Origin of the sequence: Pseudomonas sp. WOUb67 (assembly GCF_050058005.1) — a bacterium.
GTDB classification, from domain to species: domain Bacteria; phylum Pseudomonadota; class Gammaproteobacteria; order Pseudomonadales; family Pseudomonadaceae; genus Aquipseudomonas; species Aquipseudomonas putida_R.
Genome location: NZ_CP170112.1, coordinates 2,260,149 through 2,277,749, shown reverse-complemented (window position 1 = coordinate 2,277,749; position 17,601 = coordinate 2,260,149). Strand labels below are relative to the sequence as shown.

Below are 17,601 nucleotides of genomic sequence, written 5' to 3'. Positions count from 1 at the left end.
CAAGAAAGCACAAGAATCCCCCCGCCCCCTGGCGTACACTCGCGCCCTGCCCTGTACCCGGAGACCGCCGTGAGCCCCATCGCCCTAGCCCGCCTGCTGACCCTTGCTGCCGTCTGGGGGGCGAGCTTCCTGTTCATGCGCATCATCGCCCCCGAACTGGGCACAGTGCCGACCGCGTTCTTCCGCGTGTCCATTGCCTGCCTGGGCCTGATTGGCATCGTCGCCGTCGCCCGCGTGCGTTGGGACTTCCAGGGCAAGCTTGGCGCCTGCCTGGTGCTGGGCATGATCAACTCCGGTATCCCCGCCACCTTCTATTCCGTCGCCGCTCAGGTATTGCCGGCTGGCTACTCGGCAATCTTCAACGCCACCACGCCACTGATGGGCGTGCTGATCGGCATGCTGTTCTTCCGTGAGCCCATGACCCTGCCCAAGTTGTGCGGCATCTTCCTGGGCCTGTTTGGTGTCGGCATCCTCAGCGGCGCCGGCCCGGTAGCGCTGGACATGGCCCTGGTACAGGGCGCCCTCGCCTGCCTGGCGGCCACCACCTGCTACGGCTTTGCCGGCTTCCTTGCGCGCCGCTGGATCAGCGGCCTGGACAGCCGCCTGTCAGCGCTGGGCAGCATGCTCGGCGCCACCTTGCTGCTCAGCCCGCTGTTCGCCTGGAGCGCGCTGACCCAACCGCCTGCCAGCTGGGGCGGCTGGCAGGTGTGGCTGTCGCTGCTCGGCCTGGGCCTGTTGTGCACGGCGTTCGCCTACATCCTGTACTTCCGCCTGTTGGAAGAAATCGGCCCGGTCAAGGCCAGTACCGTGACCTTCCTCATTCCGGTGTTCGGTGTATTGTGGGGGGCGTGGCTGCTGGACGAGTCGCTGTCCATGGGGCACCTGTACGGCGGGTTGCTGATTGCCGCGGCACTGTGGCTGGTGCTGCGCCCGGCGCGCAGCTGAAGCGGGGCTCACGATGAACAGCGTGTACAAGAAGGTGTTGTTCCGCCTGGAACAGGACGAAAACGGCTACCCACCGGCCTCGGTCGAGGGCCTGTGGGCCAAGGTCGTGGAAGGCGGCTATGCGGTCGACAACATCCCCTTCCATGTCTACGGCATCGCCCCGGGTGATGTGATTGTCACCCGTGAAGAAAACGGCGAAACCTGGTTCGATGCACTGCGCAGCAGCAGCGGCAGCTCGGTGTTCCGGGTGCTGGTAAAGCCCCCGGAAACCCTGGACCAGGTACGCGCGGCCTTGCAGGACTTCGGCTGCAACTGCGAAACCGAGCAGGCCGTGAAGATGCTGGCTGTCGAGGTCCCGCCGCAACGTTCGCTCGACACCCTGCTCTATTACCTGCTCACCCAGCGCGAAGCCGGCCTGCTGGACTTCGAGGAAGGCGTATTACGCCACGCCATCCCCGAAGAATTCCGCTAGCGCCTACGCCTCTGCCAGGCGCGTGGCGGGCTTGCGGAACACGAACAGCAGGCCCACCACGATCAACCCCATGCCCAGCAGGCTGAGCGGTGCCAGGCGATTGCCGAAGATCAGGAAGTCCATCACCGCAGTGACTGCCGGCACCAGGTAGAACAGGCTGGTGACATTGACCAGGTTGCCCTTGGCGATCAGCCGATACAGCAGCAAAGTCGCCAGCAACGAGACCACCAGGCCCATCCACAGCAGCGCGCCGACAAAGCCACCGGTCCATTCGACATGCAGCGGTTGCAACGGTGCGAACAGCGCGCACATGGCAAAGCCGGCCAGGTACTGCAACGGCAGCGTGCCCATGGGGTTATCGGTGATGCGTTTCTGCAGGATCGAGCCCACGGTCATGCTGGCCAGCGCCAGCAAGGCAAACAGCATCCCCGCCAGTGACACCCCACCCAGGTTGATGCCTTGATAGACCACCATGATCAAGCCGCCCAATCCCAGCCCCAGGCCGAACAGGCGGCTCCACGAGCGCTGACGCTCCATCAGCACCACGGTGAGGATCGGTTGTACCCCCATCACCGTGGCCATGACGCCAGGCGTTACATGGGTATTGAGCGCCAGCAAGTAGAAGATCTGATAGGCACCGAGCAGCACACACCCGGTACCCAGCGCACGCAGAATCGCCCCACGGCTGCGCGGCCAGCGCAGCCCCAGCAACGGGCCGATCAACAGCAGGCCGGCCAGCGCCAGCGCCGAGCGCAGCAGCAGGAAGGCGAACGGGCTGGCATGCGCCAGGCCCAGCTTGGAGACGATTGCCCCGCTGCTCCACAGCAGGACGAACAGGCTGGTAGTGGCCGCCGAGGCCACGGAAGTTTTGGAAAAGACAGACATGTATGCACCTGTATTCGGGCAAAAAAGCCGAACGGTGGGCGTAAACTTCAGCGGGAGAAGTAGCCGACCGTGTTCAGTAGGTTGCGTGTGCGAAGGGGTTCGGCAGAAAGCCGCTCAGCCCAGCACGACCACGCAAGGAGGCGGAGCTACGCCGCCTACAACGCCACTGACAGGTGGTGGGTAGTGACTGATCATGACCGGCTGCTGGCTGCCACGCACGGCCATGCCCGCGACTGGCGCGAGGGCAAAGCTTGTGGTGGGAGGGATGGCGGGCATGAACAGGTCTTCTAGGGAAGATAGATGCTTCGGAATATAGCGGTGAATTCTGGATTGGGCAACAAGCTGAACCGGCCTCTTCGCGGGTAAACCCGCTCCCACAGGTACAGCATGGGCCTGAAGCCAGCGCCGTACCTGTGGGAGCGGGTTCACCCGCGAAGAGGCCGGGCCTGCAATCAGAACAACCAGCGGTACAGCAAATAAGCCACCACTACCGCCAGCACCGGCCGCAGCACGCGGTAGGCCTTGGGATTGGCGCGCTTGAACTTCTTCACATGGCCGCTGATCTTGTTGCTGAAACGCTTGCTCCAGGCATACGCCTGGTTGATCCCGCCCACACGCTCGTCGTCGGTGTTCTGCGGCGCAGTGGCGCGACCAAGGAAGGCGCTGACCTGGCGGTTGATGCGGGTCATCAGCGGGCTGCTCAGCGGGCGCTCGATGTCGCAGAACAGGATAACGCGGGTAACGTCGGTCTCGTTCTTGACCCAGTGCACGTAGGTTTCGTCGAACATCACGTCTTCGCCATCACGCCAGGCGTATTCCTCGCCATCGACGTAGATGCGGCAAGCGTCGGAGTTCGGCGTGGACAAGCCCAGGTGGTAGCGCAGCGAGCCTGCAAACGGGTCGCGGTGCGGGTTCAGGTGGCTGCCGCCGGGCAACAGGGCGAACATCGCGCCCTTGACGTTGGGGATGCTGCTGACCAGCTCGACGGTGCGCGGGCACAGGGCTTCGGCTGAAGGCAACGGTTTGTCGTACCACTTCAGGTAAAAACGCTTCCAGCCCTTCTTGAAGAACGAACCGAAGCCGGCGTCGTTGTCCTTTTCGGCGGCGCGGATGTAGCCCTCGTCGAACAGGCGCATGGCCTCTTCGCGGATGTCCTGCCAGTTGTCTTTCAGCACGTCCAGCTCAGGGAAGCGCTGGCGGTCCAGGTAGGGCTTGGACGGCACGCCGGAAAACAGGTACATCAGGGCGTTGTAGGGGGCGAACAGCGCCGAATGGTTGACGAACTGGCGCAACACCGGCAGGCGAGCCTTGCCGCGCAGGTGCACGAACAGCACACTGCCGAAAAACACCAGCAGGACACCCGCCTTGGCTGCAAAGGAAAAGGTCATGCTTCACTCCTTGGAAAGGAGACAGGGCTGCGCAGCCTGGCTCCTGAAAATCATCCGGCCATCATAAACCGATCCCGCCGCAGTAAAAACAACCCGGGCGGGATCGCATTCATGAAGATTTTGCAATAAACCAGGCCGCCTGATGTTGCGCCGGATCAGCGGCAGGGCCGATTACTGCTGGTTTTCCTGCTCGCTGAACAGGTCGCTGAACAGCATGCTCGACAGATAGCGCTCGCCCGAATCGGGCAGGATTACGACGATGGTCTTACCCTGCATTTCGGGTTTTTCGGCCAGACGTACGGCGGCGGCCATTGCCGCACCACACGAAATACCACAAAGGATGCCCTCTTCCTGCATCAGGCGAATGGCCATGGCCTTGGACTCTTCGTCGGTCACCGTCGCCACTTGGTCGACAATCGACAGGTCGAGGTTTTTCGGCACGAAACCGGCGCCAATACCCTGGATCTTGTGCGGGCTGGGCTTGAGTTCTTCGCCCGCCAGGGTCTGGGTGATGAGCGGCGATGACACGGGCTCGACAGCCACCGACAGGATGGCCTTGCCCTGGGTGTGCTTGATGTAGCGCGACACACCGGTGATGGTGCCGCCCGTGCCCACGCCCGCCACCAGCACGTCGACTGCACCGTCAGTGTCGTTCCAGATTTCCGGGCCGGTGGTTTTTTCGTGGATGGCCGGGTTGGCCGGGTTCTCGAACTGGCCCGGCAGGAAGTACTGGGCCGGGTCGGAGGCGACGATTTCGTTGGCCTTCTCGATGGCGCCCTTCATGCCCTTGGCCGGGTCGGTCAGCACCAATTCGGCGCCCAGTGCCTTCAACACCTTGCGCCGCTCCAGGCTCATGGAGGCCGGCATGGTCAGCATCAGCTTGTAGCCACGGGCGGCGGCGACAAAGGCCAGGCCGATACCGGTGTTGCCCGAGGTGGGCTCGACGATGGTCATGCCCGGCTTGAGCTTGCCGCTGCTCTCTGCGTCCCAGACCATGTTCGCGCCGATGCGGCACTTGACCGAGTAGCCCGGGTTGCGCCCTTCGATCTTGGCCAGGATGGTCACGCCACGCGGGGCGATGCGGTTGATCTGCACCAGCGGCGTGTTACCGATGGAGTGGGCGTTGTCTGCAAAGATACGGCTCATGGCAGGGGTCCTTGGCATGAAAAGCAGCAGGGAAAGACCTAAAGGGTAAGCCCCGGCCGTTGGCCCGTAAAGCCTGTTCGAACTCGACCGGGCGCGTTGCGGTCAACCGCACATCCCGCCTTGGAGACGCCCCGATGAGAGCCCGTTACCGCTGGCCGCTGATCGGCCTGGGCAGCCTGATCGTGCTGCTGGTGGCCCTGCACCTCGCCCTGCCCTACCTGGTACGCGACTACCTGAACGACAAACTGGCCGACATGGGCGATTACCGTGGCCAGGTCGCCGACGTGGACCTGGCCTGGTGGCGTGGCGCGTACCAGATCAACGGGCTGAAAATCGTCAAGACCAGCGGCAAGGTGCCGGTACCGTTTCTCGACGCGCCGCTGATCGACCTTTCGGTGAGTTGGCATTCGCTGTGGTCCGACAAGGCCGTGGTGGCCGAAGTCACCTTCGTGCGCCCGGAACTGAACTTCGTCGACGGCGGCAGCAAGCAGGCATCGCAGACCGGCCGGGGTACCGACTGGCGCCAGCAACTGGAAAAACTGCTGCCCATCACCCTCAACGAAGTGCGCATCGAAAACGGCGTGCTGACCTTCCGCAATTTCAACTCCAAGCCCCCGGTCGACCTCAAGGCGACCCGGCTGGAAGCCAGCATCCGCAACCTGACCAATGTTCGCGACAAGAAAGGCCGTCGCGATGCGAGTTTCGAAGGTACTGCACTCATCGCAGGCGATGCGAAGGTTGAAAGCCGTGCCACGTTCGACCCGTTCAGTGATTTCGATGACTTCGAATTCAGGCTGCGCGCCACCGGCATCGAACTGCGCAAACTGAACGACTTCGCCAGCGCCTATGGCAAGTTCGACTTCAATGCCGGGCACGGCGACGTGGTCATCGAGGCCCAGGCGGAAAACGGCCGGTTGAATGGCTACATAAAGCCGCTGCTGCGGGATGTGGATGTATTCGACTGGCAGCAGGATGTGCAGGAAAAGGACAAGGGCTTCTTCCGCTCGGTGTGGGAGGCTGTGGTGGGGGCGACCGAGACGGTGCTGAAGAACCAGCCGAAAAACCAGTTTGCCACCCGGGTGGAGCTTAGTGGCAGCGTGCGCAAACAGGATATCAGCGCCTTCGAAGCGTTCTTGCAGATCCTGCGCAACGGGTTTATCCAGGCGTTCAATGCCCGCTACGAGCGAGGGGCGCCGGATGCCGACTGAGTGGGCGTGACGGGGCATTCAGGGACTGAATACCCGGTCTGCGTTTCCAGCCGCCTAACCCCGCGTTATAGTCGGTGACAAATCAAATCATGTGTTGCCTGTGCCGGCCTCTTCGCGGGTGAACCCGCTCCCACAGGGATTCCACAAACTTCTGGCTATGTGGGTTTCTTATGGGAGCCACAGGAATTCCACAAAGCTCTGGCCATGTGGGGTTCTTGTGGGAGCGGGTTCACCCGCGAAAGGGCCGGTACAGGCTTACAGCAGAGGACAGACCCCATGAAGTTCGAAGGCACCCGCGACTACGTCGCCACAGACGACCTGAAACTGGCGGTAAACGCGGCCATCACCCTCGAACGCCCGCTGCTGGTCAAGGGTGAGCCCGGCACCGGCAAGACCATGCTGGCCGAGCAGCTGGCGGCCTCGTTCGGCGCGCGGCTGATCACCTGGCACATCAAGTCCACCACCAAGGCCCACCAGGGCCTCTACGAGTACGACGCGGTCAGCCGCCTGCGTGACTCGCAGCTGGGCGTGGACAAGGTGCACGATGTGCGCAACTACCTGAAGAAGGGCAAGCTGTGGGAGGCGTTCGAGGCCGAGGATCGGGTCATCCTGCTGATCGACGAAATCGACAAGGCCGACATCGAGTTCCCCAACGACCTGCTGCAAGAGTTGGACAAGATGGAGTTCTACGTCTACGAAATCGACGAGACCATCAAGGCCAAGCAACGCCCGATCATCATCATTACCTCGAACAACGAAAAAGAGCTGCCGGACGCCTTCCTGCGCCGCTGCTTCTTCCACTACATCGCCTTCCCAGACCGTACCACGCTGCAGCAGATTGTCGACGTGCACTACCCGAACATCAGCCAGTCGCTGGTCAGCGAGGCGCTGGATGTGTTCTTCGACGTGCGCAAGGTGCCGGGCCTGAAGAAAAAGCCGTCCACCTCCGAGCTGGTCGACTGGCTCAAGCTGCTGATGGCCGACAACATCGGTGAAGCCGTACTGCGCGAACGCGACCCGACCAAGGCCATCCCGCCGCTGGCCGGCGCGCTGGTAAAAAACGAGCAAGACGTGCAGCTGCTGGAGCGCCTGGCCTTCATGAGCCGGCGCGGCAACCGCTGACAGGAGCCGGGCCATGCTGCTCAACCTGTTCAATGAAATGCGCGCGGCCAAGGTGCCGGTGTCGGTACGCGAGTTGCTGGACCTGCACCAGGCCCTGCAAAAGCACGTGGTGTTCGCCGACATGGACGAATTCTACTACCTCGCCCGCGCCATCCTGGTGAAGGACGAACGCCATTTCGACAAGTTCGACCGGGCCTTTGCTGCCTACTTCAAGGGCCTGGATAACCTCGACCGGCACATCGAGGCGCTGATCCCCGAAGACTGGCTGCGCAAGGAGTTCGAGCGTTCGCTCAGTGATGAAGAGCGTGCGCAGATCCAGTCCCTGGGTGGCCTGGACAAGCTGATCGAGGAGTTCAAGAAACGCCTGGAAGAGCAAAAGGAACGCCACGCCGGCGGCAACAAGTGGATCGGTACCGGCGGTACCAGCCCGTTCGGCTCGGGCGGCTTCAACCCCGAAGGCATCCGCGTGGGCGAGGCCGGCAAGCGCCAGGGCAAAGCGGTGAAGGTGTGGGACCAGCGCGAGTACAAGAACCTCGACGACCAGGTGGAACTGGGTACGCGCAACATCAAGCTGGCCCTGCGCCGGCTGCGCAAGTTCGCCCGTGAAGGCGCCGCCGAAGAGCTGGACATCAACGGCACCATCGACCATACCGCCCGGGACGCCGGCTTGCTGAACATCCAGATGCGCCCCGAGCGGCGCAATACGGTGAAGCTGCTGTTGCTGTTCGACATCGGCGGTTCGATGGACGCCCACATCAAGGTTTGCGAAGAGCTGTTCTCGGCCTGCAAGACCGAGTTCAAGCACCTGGAGTACTACTACTTCCACAACTGCGTGTACGAGTCGGTGTGGAAGAACAACCTGCGCCGCACCTCGGAGCGGTATTCCACCTTCGACCTGCTGCACAAGTATGGCGACGACTACAAAGTGGTGTTCGTCGGCGATGCGGCCATGGCGCCCTACGAAATCACCCAGCCGGGCGGCAGCGTGGAGCACTGGAACGAAGAAGCCGGGTATGTGTGGCTGCAGCGCTTCATGGAGAAATTCAAGAAGATCATCTGGATCAACCCGTACCCCAAGCAGGCCTGGGACTACACCGCATCAACCCACCTGGTGCGGGACCTGATCGAAGACAAGATGTACCCGCTGACCCTGCAGGGGCTGGAAGAAGGGATGCGTTACCTGTCCAAGTGATGTGGCCTGTACCGGCCCCTTCGCGGGCTCGCCCGCTCCCACAGGTACCCCACAGATCCTGAGGTTTGTGGAATACCTGTGGGAGCGGGCAAGCCCGCGAAAGGGCCAGCGGCCTTACAACCAACGGCCCAGGTAAACTTGCTGCTCCCGCCAGGCCTCGTCCTGCACCACGGCCCTGAACCGCACCACCGCCCCCGGCATGCACTGCGCCAGTTGCGCCAGCGCCAGCGGCGTCAACGCCCCCAGCCGTGGATAGCCACCAATGGTCTGCCGGTCATTGAGCAACACGATCGGCTGCCCATCCGGCGGCACCTGCACCGCCCCCAGCGGTATCCCTTCAGAAATCATCGGCGCCCCCTGGTAAACCAGCTGCGGCCCCAGCAGGCGGATGCCCATGCGGTCAGCCCGGCTGTCCAGCGTCCACTCCCGGTTGAAGGCCTCGAACAGGCTGGTACCACTGAAATCACCGATCTGTGCGCCCATCACCAGGTCGAGCACAGGCTTGTCTGCGTACTGCGGGCGCAACGCTTGCGGCACCTCGCGCAGGGTTGCATCGCTGCCGGTAAACGCTAATGCGTGGCCTGTAGCCAGCGCAGCACCCTGGCCATCGATGCCACCCAGTGCTTCACGCACCACCGTGGCACAACTGCCCAGTACATCCTCACCCAGGAACCCGCCGGGCGCCGCCAGGTAAGCCCGCACGCCCTGCTCCGGCTGCTTCAGGGTCAAGCGCTGGCCCTTGCCCAGGGCAAAGCTGCGCCAGGGCGCGACAGGCTGGTCATCGACTCGGGCATCCAGGTCGGCACCGGCCAGGGCCAGCACGCAATCCTGTTCGGCCACGATGCAAAAGCCACCCAGCGCCACCTCGACCACCGGTGCCCCCAAAGGGTTGCCCAGCAGCCAGTTGGCCCAGTACATGGCCACCCAGTCCAGCGCGCCGCCCTGGGTCACGCCCAGGTGACGCACGCCAAAGCGGCCGGCGTCCTGCAACTGGCACAGCGGCGTGCTGGCCTCGATCTTCAATTGCTTCATTCTTGCGCCTCCACATCGCCGCCCAACGCCAGGAACTCGCTGCGCGAAACCGGCACGAAACGCACCCGGTCGCCGGGTTGCAACAGGCTGTAGCCCTCACGCTCGCGGTCGAACAGGCGCACCGGGGTGCGCCCGATCAGGTTCCAGCCACCTGGCGATACCGCCGGATACGCCGCCGTCTGGCGCTCGGCAATGCCCACACTACCCGCCGCCACCCGTTTGCGCGGAGTGCTCAGGCGGGGGCTGGCGAGGCGTTCGTCGACCAGGCCCATGAAGCCGAAACCGGGGGCGAAGCCGAGGGCGAACACGGGGTAATCACGTTCGCTGTGCAAGCGCACAACCTCGGCCTCACTCAAGCCGCTGCGGGCCGCCAGCACAGGCAGTTCAGGGCCGACGCTGCCGTCGTACCACACCGGGACCTCGTGGCGTCGGCCGCCGCTGCCGGTGTCTGGCTGCAAACCCTCCAGCGCCTGGGCTATTAGCACCCTCGCCTCGCCCGGCGGTAGGTCGAAATGCACCATCAGCGTGGTGTAGGACGGCACCAGGTCCCGCAGGTGCTTGCCGAATGCGGCGCTCAGGCGCTGGCTGGCGGCCAGCATCCACGGCATGTTGGCCTCGTCGATACGGTCGAACAGGCGCACCATCAGGCTGTCGATGGCCACCACTTCGATGCGCGTTTTCATCGCGGCTCCAGGGCATCAAGGGCTTGGCGTATCTGCCGCACCGCCGCCACCGAACTGTCGTTGTCGCCATGCACGCACAGGGTGCTGGCCTGCAGGCGCAGGGCGCTGCCATCGGCCGCCACCAACGTATCGCCACGGGCCAGGCGCACGGCCTGCTCCACCACCAGCGCCGGGTCGTGATGCACCGCGCCAGGCAAACGGCGTGACACCAGGTGGCCGCTGGCGGTATAGGCGCGGTCGGCGAACGCCTCGAACCACAGCGGTACGCCGATTTCATCACCCAGGGCCTGGGCGGCGCGGTTGTCGGCGGTGGCCATCAGCATCAACGGCAGGTTGCTGTCGTAGGCCGCCACGGCTTCCAGCACGGTACGCAGCTTGAGCGGGTCGGCCATCATGTCGTTGTACAGCGCGCCATGGGGCTTCACATAAGCTACGCGGCCACCCAGCACCTTGCAGATGCCGTCCAGCGCACCGATCTGGTAGTGCAGCAGGTCGCGGATTTCCTCGGGGCTGCAGGCCATGGAGCGGCGGCCGAAGCCGACCAGGTCCGGGTAGGCCGGGTGCGCGCCGATCGTCACGCCATGTTCCAGCGCCAGGGCCACGGTGCGGCGCATGATGCCGGGGTCCCCGGCGTGGTAGCCACAGGCGATGTTGGCGCAATCGATGTAGGGCATTACCTCGGCGTCCAGGCCCATGCGCCAGCTGCCGAAACTCTCGCCCATGTCGCAATTGAGTAGCAGGCGTTCCACCACGCGGTCTCCCTTGTTGTTGTTCATAGGCCTACCTTACCGCGCCTGCAGCTGTTTGCCGCGGGTTTCCGGCAGGCTCAGGGCCGCCACGATCACAATCCCGTAGGACACCGCAGAAAACACCCCGATACCCACGCCCAGCGGCACGTTCTGGCCGAGCATGCCGATCAGCAACGGGAACAGTGCCGCAATGACCTTGCCGATGTTGTAGCAGAAGCCCTGCCCCGAACCGCGAATGCGCGTAGGGAACAGTTCGGTCAAGAACGCCCCCATGCCGCTGAAGATGCCCGAGGCGAAGAAGCCCAGCGGGAAGCCCAGCCACAGCATCACGCCATCGCTGACCGGCATCTGCGTGTACAGCAGCACGATGACGAACGAGCCCACGGCAAACAGGATGAAGTTCTTCTTGCGCCCCAGCAGGTCGGACAGGTACGCGCTGACCACATAGCCCACGTAGGAGCCGACGATCACCATGGCCAGGTAGCCACCGGTGCCCAGCACGCTCAGGCCGCGCTCGTTCTTGAGGAAGGTTGGCAGCCACGAGGTGATGGCGTAGTAGCCGCCCAGTGCGCCAGTGGTCAGCAGCGACGCACGTACAGTGGTCCAGAGCATGCCCGGGGCGAAGATTTCGTAGAAGTGCGACGGTGCCTCGGCGCTTTCCACCGCCTTGGCCTCGCGGTACACCTCGGGGTCTTTGACCAGGCGGCGCACGAAGATCACGAACACCGCCGGTACCAGCCCCAGCAGGAACAGCGCGCGCCAGGCCTGTTCTGGCGGCAGCCAGGAGAACAGCAGCGCGTAGAGAATCGCCGTGAGGCCCCAGCCGATGGCCCAGCCGGACTGCACCATGCCCACCGCCTTGCCGCGGTCCTGGGCGCGGATCACCTCGCCGATCAGCACCGCGCCAGCGGTCCATTCACCGCCAAAGCCAAAGCCCATCAGGGTCCGGGCGATCAGCAGCTGCTCGTAGTTCTGGGCAAAGCCGCACAGGAAGGTGAAAAAGGCGAACCACAGCACCGTCAGTTGCAGGGTGCGCACCCGGCCGATGCGGTCGGAAAGGATACCGGCGATCCAGCCGCCCACGGCCGAGGCGATCAGCGTGCTGGTATGGATCAACCCGGCTTCGGTGGTGGTGATGCCCCACAGCATGATCAGCGTGGGGATGACAAAACTGAGCATCTGCGTGTCCATGCCGTCCAGGCCATAGCCGATCTTGCAGCTCCAGAAGGTGCGCCGTTGCTGTTTGTCGATGTCGCGGTACCAGGCGAAAGGCCCGGACGAAGGTGGGGAACTGACCTGCTGCTGCACGCCGGTGGGGTTCATGGATGCCTCGGCTTGTTGGTATTGTTTTATGGGCGACATAAAGCGTCGCGGCCTGGGTGCCATTGTTCAGAGGCCGCGACAATTGAGTCCAACGATAAAAACCGCCGGTCTGGAACAAGAAAAACTGATCATGAACCTTCGCTTCCTCGAAACCTTCGTCTGGGTCGCCCGGCTGAAAAGCTTCCGCCTGACGGCAGAAAAGCTGTTCACTACCCAAGCTTCTGTGTCCAGCCGCATTGCCGCGCTGGAGGCAGACCTTGGCGTGAAGCTGTTGCTGCGCGACTCACGCGGGGTGAGCCTGACCCCGGAAGGCGGCAAGGTACTGGAGTATGCCGAACGCATGCTGGAAACTGCCAAGGCCATGAAGCAGTCGCTGGACAGCGACCGGGCCAAGGTCGGGCGCATTCGCATCGGGGTGATGGACACGGTAATCCACACCTGGATGAGCGCACTGGTGGCGGAGCTGACCGAGCGCTACCCGCAGGTGGAAATCGAACTGGTGGCCGACACCGCGCTGAACCTGCGCGAGCAGTTGCAGAAGGGCTTTCTCGACGTGATTCTGCAGACCGACCTGCTGCGCGAGCAGTCGATCCGCAGCCTGGACCTGGCGCGCTACCCGATGGGCTGGGTAGTGGCTGCCGGCTCGCACCAGCACCGGGACTATGCGTCGCTGGCCGAGCTGGGGCGCGAGCGCATCATCACCTTCTCGAAAAATTCACGGCCGCACCAGGAGGTGCTGAGCCTGCTGCAAGCGGCGGGGGCAGAGGCGCCGCGGTTGAACTGCGTGAACTCGGTGGCGGCAATTACCCGGCTGTTGCGCGACGGCTTTGGCATTGGCGCGCTGCCGCCGGCGCTGGTGGATGCCGAGCTGGGCCGGGGCGAACTGGTGTTGCTGGAGGGGCTGCAACCGCCGCCGAGCCTGGAGTTGGTGGTGGCCTGGCAGACCGGGGTGGCGTTGGTGGATGAGGTGGTTGGAGTGTGCCGGCAGGTGCTGGAGCGGTATGCGCGGGATGTGGGGGGGCAGCGGATTGTGTTGGTTTGCACATAGGTGCTTGCCGTTAAATTTGCAGCGCCTGTGAGATCGAGCGCCGCCCGCGCGGCGCATCGCGAGCTGCGCTCGCTCCTACGTTTGTTTCGGGCCAGTAACGCCTATGACAGGGGCGCGCGACCGTCTTGTTTGTACCACGCGATATAGCGCCATGCGCCAAGGCGTTCGCGCGCAAATGGCACAGGAATTATTGGCCCGAAACAAAAGTAGGAGCGAGCGCAGCTCGCGATGCGCCGCGCGGGCGGCGCTCGATCTCACAGGCGCCACAAATTGTGTGCTGAGCACTCTCAGCGCCAGCTCTCTTTCACAGCCCTGCGCCGCCCACCCAGGATCACCCAGCCAATCCCAAGCAACAGGCTTTCAACCACAAACGCCAGCACAAACCCTGCACCTACACCCCAGCCAACCGCCTCGGGCACCAGCAGAATCTGGTAGCTGTAACCATTGAGGGTTTCTTCGCGCAGCTGCGGGTCGGCCTGCACCAGCACATGCCAGGTACGTTGGGCCCAGGGCCCTTGCAGTGCCTGCCATTCGTTTTCCAGCAGTTCGTTGCGGATCATCAGGCTTTCGATGCTGTTGGCATCACTGTTGAACACCGGGTCGTCACTGCTGCGGTAGTGCTGCAGCAACGCCTGCAGGTCGCCCTTGAAAAAGCGCTCAGCCGTTTGCCGGAACCCATCAAGCGCCTCGCGGGATTCGAACAGGTGCGCCTCGACCCGCTGGCTATAGTCCTTGACCAGCCCCGGAACCTGGATACCGGCCAGCAGGCCGAAGGTGAACAGCAGCAACCGCAGGTAACTTCTGAACATGCAGCGTCCTTAGCTCTGGCCGTGCGCCACGCACTCGCCGTGCCGCCACAGGGCCCATTGACCCGGCTCGTAGCGGTGCCAGGTCTCGTTCTCGGTCAGGGCCTCGGTGGCAATCACCGTGACCACGTCGTTGGGGGTGGTTTCGGTATGAAAATCGACGATCAGGTCGACATCCTTCAACCGCGCGGCACCGAACGGCGCACGGCGGGTAATGTGCACCAGCTTGGTCGAGCAGAAGCAGAACAGCCAGTCGCCGTCGCTGAGCATGCAGTTGAACACGCCCAGGCCACGGTAGCCGGCACAGGCTTCGACCAGCACCGGCAGCAGCTGTTCCACCGGCACCGGCTCGGGGAAGGCACTGCGGATGCGGTTGAGCAGGTCGCAGAAAGCCGCTTCGCTGTCGGTGTCGCCCACCGGCCGATAGAAACTGGCCAGGCCCTTGAAATCGCCCAGTTGCCCGTTGTGCGCGAAGCACCAGTTGCGGCCCCACATTTCCCGCACGAACGGGTGGGTGTTGGACAGGCAGACCTTGCCGACGTTGGCCTGGCGGATATGGCCGATCACCACTTCGCTCTTGATCGGGTAGCGCTGCACCAGGTTGGCCACTTCCGACTCGCTGCTCGCGGCCGGGTCCTGGAACAGGCGCAGGCCACGGCCTTCGTAGAAGCCGATGCCCCAGCCGTCACGGTGCGGGCCGGTACGGCCACCGCGCTGCATCAGGCCGGTGAAGCTGAAAACGATGTCGGTGGGGACGTTGGCACTCATGCCCAGCAGTTCGCACACAGGCGTGTCTCCTCCGCTTACAGACGGGGCTCGACCCGGCCAGTGCCGCGGGGTGCGGCAGGGCGAAGGTCGTCGCGGTAACGGTCGCCGCGTTCGGCGGCCAAGGGGGCTTGCCCGCCGACTTGGTCATCTTCGTCCGCCTGGCGTTTGGCGGCGGCCTCGGCTTGCGCACGGCGCTCGCGGGCGCGCTTTTCCAGCGGCCAGCGCAGCAGCACGAAGAGGAAATACAGGCCGAAGGCAATCATGCCGTACATGGCGAAGTCGGACACCGCACGCCAGGCGTTGTTGCCGACCTTGAAGGCGACATCCAGGGCGGTGATGGCGATGGCCGGGGCGAAGTTGTCCTTGACCGGGTCGACGACGGTCGGGGTCAGCAGCAGCACGGCCAGCACCACCCGCAGCGGTTCGCGCAGCCAGCGCCACATCCAGCCGGTCAGCTTGAAGGCCACCAGCAGGCAGCCCAGGGCGGCCACGGCGTACAGGCCCCAGGCGAAGGTGTAGTCGTTCTCGGTCATGGTGTTCGTGCAAGCCAGGCAAAGAGATGCCTATGATAAACACTTTTCCGGGCGCAGACAGTGTTTGCCTGTGCGGGCCTCTTCGCGGGCTCGCCCGCTCCCACAAGTACTGCGCTATCCCTGTGGGAGCGGGTTTGCCCGCGAAGAGGCCCGCACAGGCGACCCCAACCAAGAGACCCTCAATGCAAACCAAGCCCCAACCGCCTATCGCTCACGCCGACAACGCCGCCGACCCGTACGCCTGGCTGCAACAGCGCGACACCCCCGAGGTACTCGCCTACCTGCAAGCCGAAAACGCCTACCAGGAAGCCTGCCTGGCCGACCAGGCAGCGTTGCGCGAGCAATTGTTCGAAGAGATCAAGGGCCGCATCCAGGAAACCGACCTCTCGCTGCCGTCACCCTGGGGCCCCTACCTGTACTACACCCGTACCACCGCAGGCGACGAATACCCACGCCACTACCGCTGCCCGCGCCCGGCCGACGACGCCAACACCGTCGATGAAAGCCAGGAGCAGCTGCTGCTCGACCCCAACGCCCTGGCCAATGGCGGCTTCCTGTCGCTGGGGGCGTTCAACGTCAGCCCCGACCACCGCCTGCTGGCCTACAGCCTCGATACCAGCGGCGATGAAATCTACACCCTGTACGTCAAGGACCTGGCCACCGGCAGCATCACCACCCTGCCCTTCGACGACTGCGACGGCAGCCTGACCTGGGCCAACGACAGCCAGACGCTGTTCTTCGCTGAACTGGACGACACCCACCGGCCTTGGCGCCTGCGCCGCCACACCCTGGGCAGCGACGCTGCGCAGACGGTGTTCGAAGAACCCGACGGGCGCTTCTTCCTGCACTGCTACCGCACCAGTTCCGAGCGCCAGCTGGTGCTGCTGCTGAACAGCAAGACCACCAGCGAGGCCTGGGTACTGGACGCCGAAACCCCGCAGGCGCCGTTCACCTGCCTGGCGCCGCGTGTCGAAGGCCATGAGTACTTCCCCGACCATGGCCAACTCGACGGCGAGTGGCGCTGGTTCATCCGCACCAACCAGGACGGTATCAACTTCGCCCTGTACCACGCCCCGGTCGCACCGGTGCCCAGCCGTGATCAATGGCAGGTGCTGGTGGCGCACCGCGATGCGATCATGCTCGAAGGCCTCAGCCTGAATGCCGGCGCCCTGACCCTGAGCCTGCGCGAAGGCGGCCTGCCGATCATCGAAGTACGCCCGCAAGGCCTGCCAGCCTACCGCGTGGAGCTGCCCGACGCCGCTTACAGCCTGTACGTGCAGGACAGTCTGGAGTTCGCCAGCACGCGCGTACGCCTGCGCTACGAAGCGCTCAACCGCCCCGCCCAGGTGCGCCAGCTGGAGCTCGCCATGGGCGCCCAGGCCGTGCTCAAGCAAACCCCGGTGCTGGGTGCGTTCGATGCCGATGACTATGTCAGCGAGCGCCTGTGGGCAACCGCAGCGGACGGCACTCAGGTGCCCATCAGCCTGGTGCGTCGCCGCCAGGACTTGGGCAAGGCCGTGCCGCTGTACCTGTACGGTTACGGCGCTTATGGCGAAAGCCTCGACCCGTGGTTCTCCCATGCCCGCCTGAGCCTGCTGGAACGCGGCGTGGCCTTTGCCATCGCCCATGTGCGCGGCGGCGGCGAACTGGGCGAAGCCTGGTACCGCGCCGGCAAGCAGGAGCACAAGCCCAACACCTTCAGCGACTTCATCGCCTGCGCCGAGCACCTGATTGCCGAAGGCGTGACCACTGCCGAGCGGCTGGCCATCAGCGGTGGTAGCGCCGGCGGCCTGCTGATGGGCGCGGTGCTCAACCTGCGCCCAGAGCTGTTCCGCTGCGCGATTGCCGAAGTGCCGTTTGTCGACGTGCTCAACACCATGCTCGACCCCGAGCTGCCGTTGACCGTGACCGAGTACGACGAATGGGGCAACCCGCAGGAGCCGGAGGTGTATGAGCGGATCAAGGCGTATGCGCCGTACGAGAATGTAAAAGCGCAGGCCTACCCGGCGATGCTGGTGGTGGCGGGCTACAACGACAGCCGCGTGCAGTACTGGGAGGCGGCCAAGTGGGTGGCGCGGTTGCGTACGCGCAAGACCGACAACAACCTGCTGCTGCTCAAGACCGAGATGGGGGCTGGCCATGGCGGGATGAGCGGGCGGTACCAGGGGTTGAAGGATGTGGCCCTGGAGTACGCGTTCGTGTTTGGCGAGCTTGGTATCGCCTGAATCCGGGTTGAGCACCCGCGCGATCCCTGTGGGAGCGGGCAAGCCCGCGAAGAATTCAACGCGGTGCCTGGCACCG

18 protein-coding genes are annotated in these 17,601 nt (G+C 64.2%); 7 read left to right on the top strand and 11 right to left on the bottom strand.

The annotated features are described in order from the left end of the window. Positions 1-69 precede the first annotated feature (69 nt). Positions 70-945, top strand: coding sequence for a DMT family transporter (locus tag ABOC32_RS10355; RefSeq protein WP_426810963.1), 876 nt, complete (start codon positions 70-72; stop codon positions 943-945). A gap of 13 nt (positions 946-958) precedes the next feature. Further along, positions 959-1,417: a DUF4265 domain-containing protein gene (locus tag ABOC32_RS10350; protein ID WP_426810962.1), complete on the top strand. Its 459-nt coding sequence runs from the start codon at positions 959-961 to the stop codon at positions 1,415-1,417. 3 nt (positions 1,418-1,420) lie between these two features. Here ABOC32_RS10350 and ABOC32_RS10345 read toward each other — a convergent pair whose 3' ends face one another. The 4 genes from ABOC32_RS10345 to cysK all read right to left on the bottom strand — a co-directional run bounded on the left by ABOC32_RS10345 (position 1,421) and on the right by cysK (position 4,836). Next, a complete protein-coding gene (locus tag ABOC32_RS10345; RefSeq protein WP_426810961.1) occupies positions 1,421-2,302 on the bottom strand; it encodes a DMT family transporter in 882 nt (293 codons plus the stop codon). Between the two features lie 114 nt (positions 2,303-2,416). After that, entirely contained in the window at positions 2,417-2,578 is a 162-nt protein-coding gene (locus tag ABOC32_RS10340) for a hypothetical protein (RefSeq protein WP_426810960.1), read from the bottom strand. Positions 2,579-2,754: 176 nt separating this feature from the next. Next, complete coding sequence (locus tag ABOC32_RS10335; protein WP_426810959.1) at positions 2,755-3,690, bottom strand: aspartyl/asparaginyl beta-hydroxylase domain-containing protein; 936 nt, start codon at positions 3,688-3,690, stop codon at positions 2,755-2,757. A 171-nt stretch (positions 3,691-3,861) separates the two neighbouring features. Beyond that, positions 3,862-4,836 carry a cysteine synthase A gene (cysK, locus tag ABOC32_RS10330; RefSeq protein WP_012273665.1) on the bottom strand — a complete coding sequence of 325 codons (975 nt, stop codon included), beginning with the start codon at positions 4,834-4,836 and terminating at the stop codon, positions 3,862-3,864. A gap of 134 nt (positions 4,837-4,970) precedes the next feature. Between cysK and ABOC32_RS10325 the strand changes: the two genes are divergently transcribed. The 3 genes from ABOC32_RS10325 to ABOC32_RS10315 all read left to right on the top strand — a co-directional run bounded on the left by ABOC32_RS10325 (position 4,971) and on the right by ABOC32_RS10315 (position 8,358). After that, entirely contained in the window at positions 4,971-6,044 is a 1,074-nt protein-coding gene (locus tag ABOC32_RS10325) for a DUF748 domain-containing protein (RefSeq protein WP_426810958.1), read from the top strand. A gap of 276 nt (positions 6,045-6,320) precedes the next feature. Then, positions 6,321-7,166, top strand: coding sequence for an AAA family ATPase (locus ABOC32_RS10320; protein WP_086974638.1), 846 nt, complete (start codon positions 6,321-6,323; stop codon positions 7,164-7,166). A 13-nt stretch (positions 7,167-7,179) separates the two neighbouring features. Further along, positions 7,180-8,358, top strand: a complete 1,179-nt coding sequence (locus ABOC32_RS10315; RefSeq protein WP_426810957.1) for a vWA domain-containing protein — start codon at positions 7,180-7,182, stop codon at positions 8,356-8,358. Between the two features lie 114 nt (positions 8,359-8,472). Here ABOC32_RS10315 and ABOC32_RS10310 read toward each other — a convergent pair whose 3' ends face one another. Genes ABOC32_RS10310 through ABOC32_RS10295 form a run of 4 tightly spaced genes read right to left on the bottom strand, consistent with a single transcriptional unit; the run spans position 8,473 to position 12,145 of the window. Beyond that, the gene (locus ABOC32_RS10310) at positions 8,473-9,390 is read right to left on the bottom strand and encodes a biotin-dependent carboxyltransferase family protein (RefSeq protein WP_426810956.1); all 918 of its coding nucleotides are present in this window, start codon (positions 9,388-9,390) and stop codon (positions 8,473-8,475) included. Then, positions 9,387-10,073, bottom strand: a complete 687-nt coding sequence (gene pxpB / locus ABOC32_RS10305) for a 5-oxoprolinase subunit PxpB (RefSeq protein WP_426810955.1) — start codon at positions 10,071-10,073, stop codon at positions 9,387-9,389. The genes ABOC32_RS10310 and pxpB overlap by 4 nt, the downstream gene beginning before the upstream one ends. Beyond that, entirely contained in the window at positions 10,070-10,849 is a 780-nt protein-coding gene (locus ABOC32_RS10300) for a 5-oxoprolinase subunit PxpA (RefSeq protein WP_426810954.1), read from the bottom strand. Before ABOC32_RS10300 ends, pxpB begins: the two co-directional genes overlap by 4 nt. Before the next feature lie 9 nt (positions 10,850-10,858). Further along, positions 10,859-12,145, bottom strand: coding sequence for an MFS transporter (locus ABOC32_RS10295; RefSeq protein WP_241800503.1), 1,287 nt, complete (start codon positions 12,143-12,145; stop codon positions 10,859-10,861). Between the two features lie 130 nt (positions 12,146-12,275). Here ABOC32_RS10295 and ABOC32_RS10290 point away from each other — a divergent pair, with 130 nt between their 5' ends. Further along, positions 12,276-13,193 carry a LysR family transcriptional regulator gene (locus ABOC32_RS10290; protein WP_426810953.1) on the top strand — a complete coding sequence of 306 codons (918 nt, stop codon included), beginning with the start codon at positions 12,276-12,278 and terminating at the stop codon, positions 13,191-13,193. A gap of 287 nt (positions 13,194-13,480) precedes the next feature. On the opposite strand, the gene ABOC32_RS10285 is transcribed toward ABOC32_RS10290, so the two are convergent. Genes ABOC32_RS10285 through ABOC32_RS10275 form a run of 3 tightly spaced genes read right to left on the bottom strand, consistent with a single transcriptional unit; the run spans position 13,481 to position 15,300 of the window. Then, positions 13,481-14,002 carry a DUF2937 family protein gene (locus ABOC32_RS10285; protein WP_110740198.1) on the bottom strand — a complete coding sequence of 174 codons (522 nt, stop codon included), beginning with the start codon at positions 14,000-14,002 and terminating at the stop codon, positions 13,481-13,483. 9 nt (positions 14,003-14,011) lie between these two features. Beyond that, positions 14,012-14,785 (bottom strand): class II glutamine amidotransferase, encoded by a 774-nt coding sequence (locus ABOC32_RS10280; protein WP_086974630.1) that lies wholly within the window; start codon positions 14,783-14,785, stop codon positions 14,012-14,014. A gap of 17 nt (positions 14,786-14,802) precedes the next feature. After that, a complete protein-coding gene (locus ABOC32_RS10275; protein WP_426810952.1) occupies positions 14,803-15,300 on the bottom strand; it encodes an MFS transporter in 498 nt (165 codons plus the stop codon). A gap of 182 nt (positions 15,301-15,482) precedes the next feature. Here ABOC32_RS10275 and ABOC32_RS10270 point away from each other — a divergent pair, with 182 nt between their 5' ends. Further along, positions 15,483-17,525 (top strand): S9 family peptidase, encoded by a 2,043-nt coding sequence (locus tag ABOC32_RS10270; RefSeq protein ID WP_426810951.1) that lies wholly within the window; start codon positions 15,483-15,485, stop codon positions 17,523-17,525. Positions 17,526-17,601: the final 76 nt, after the last annotated feature.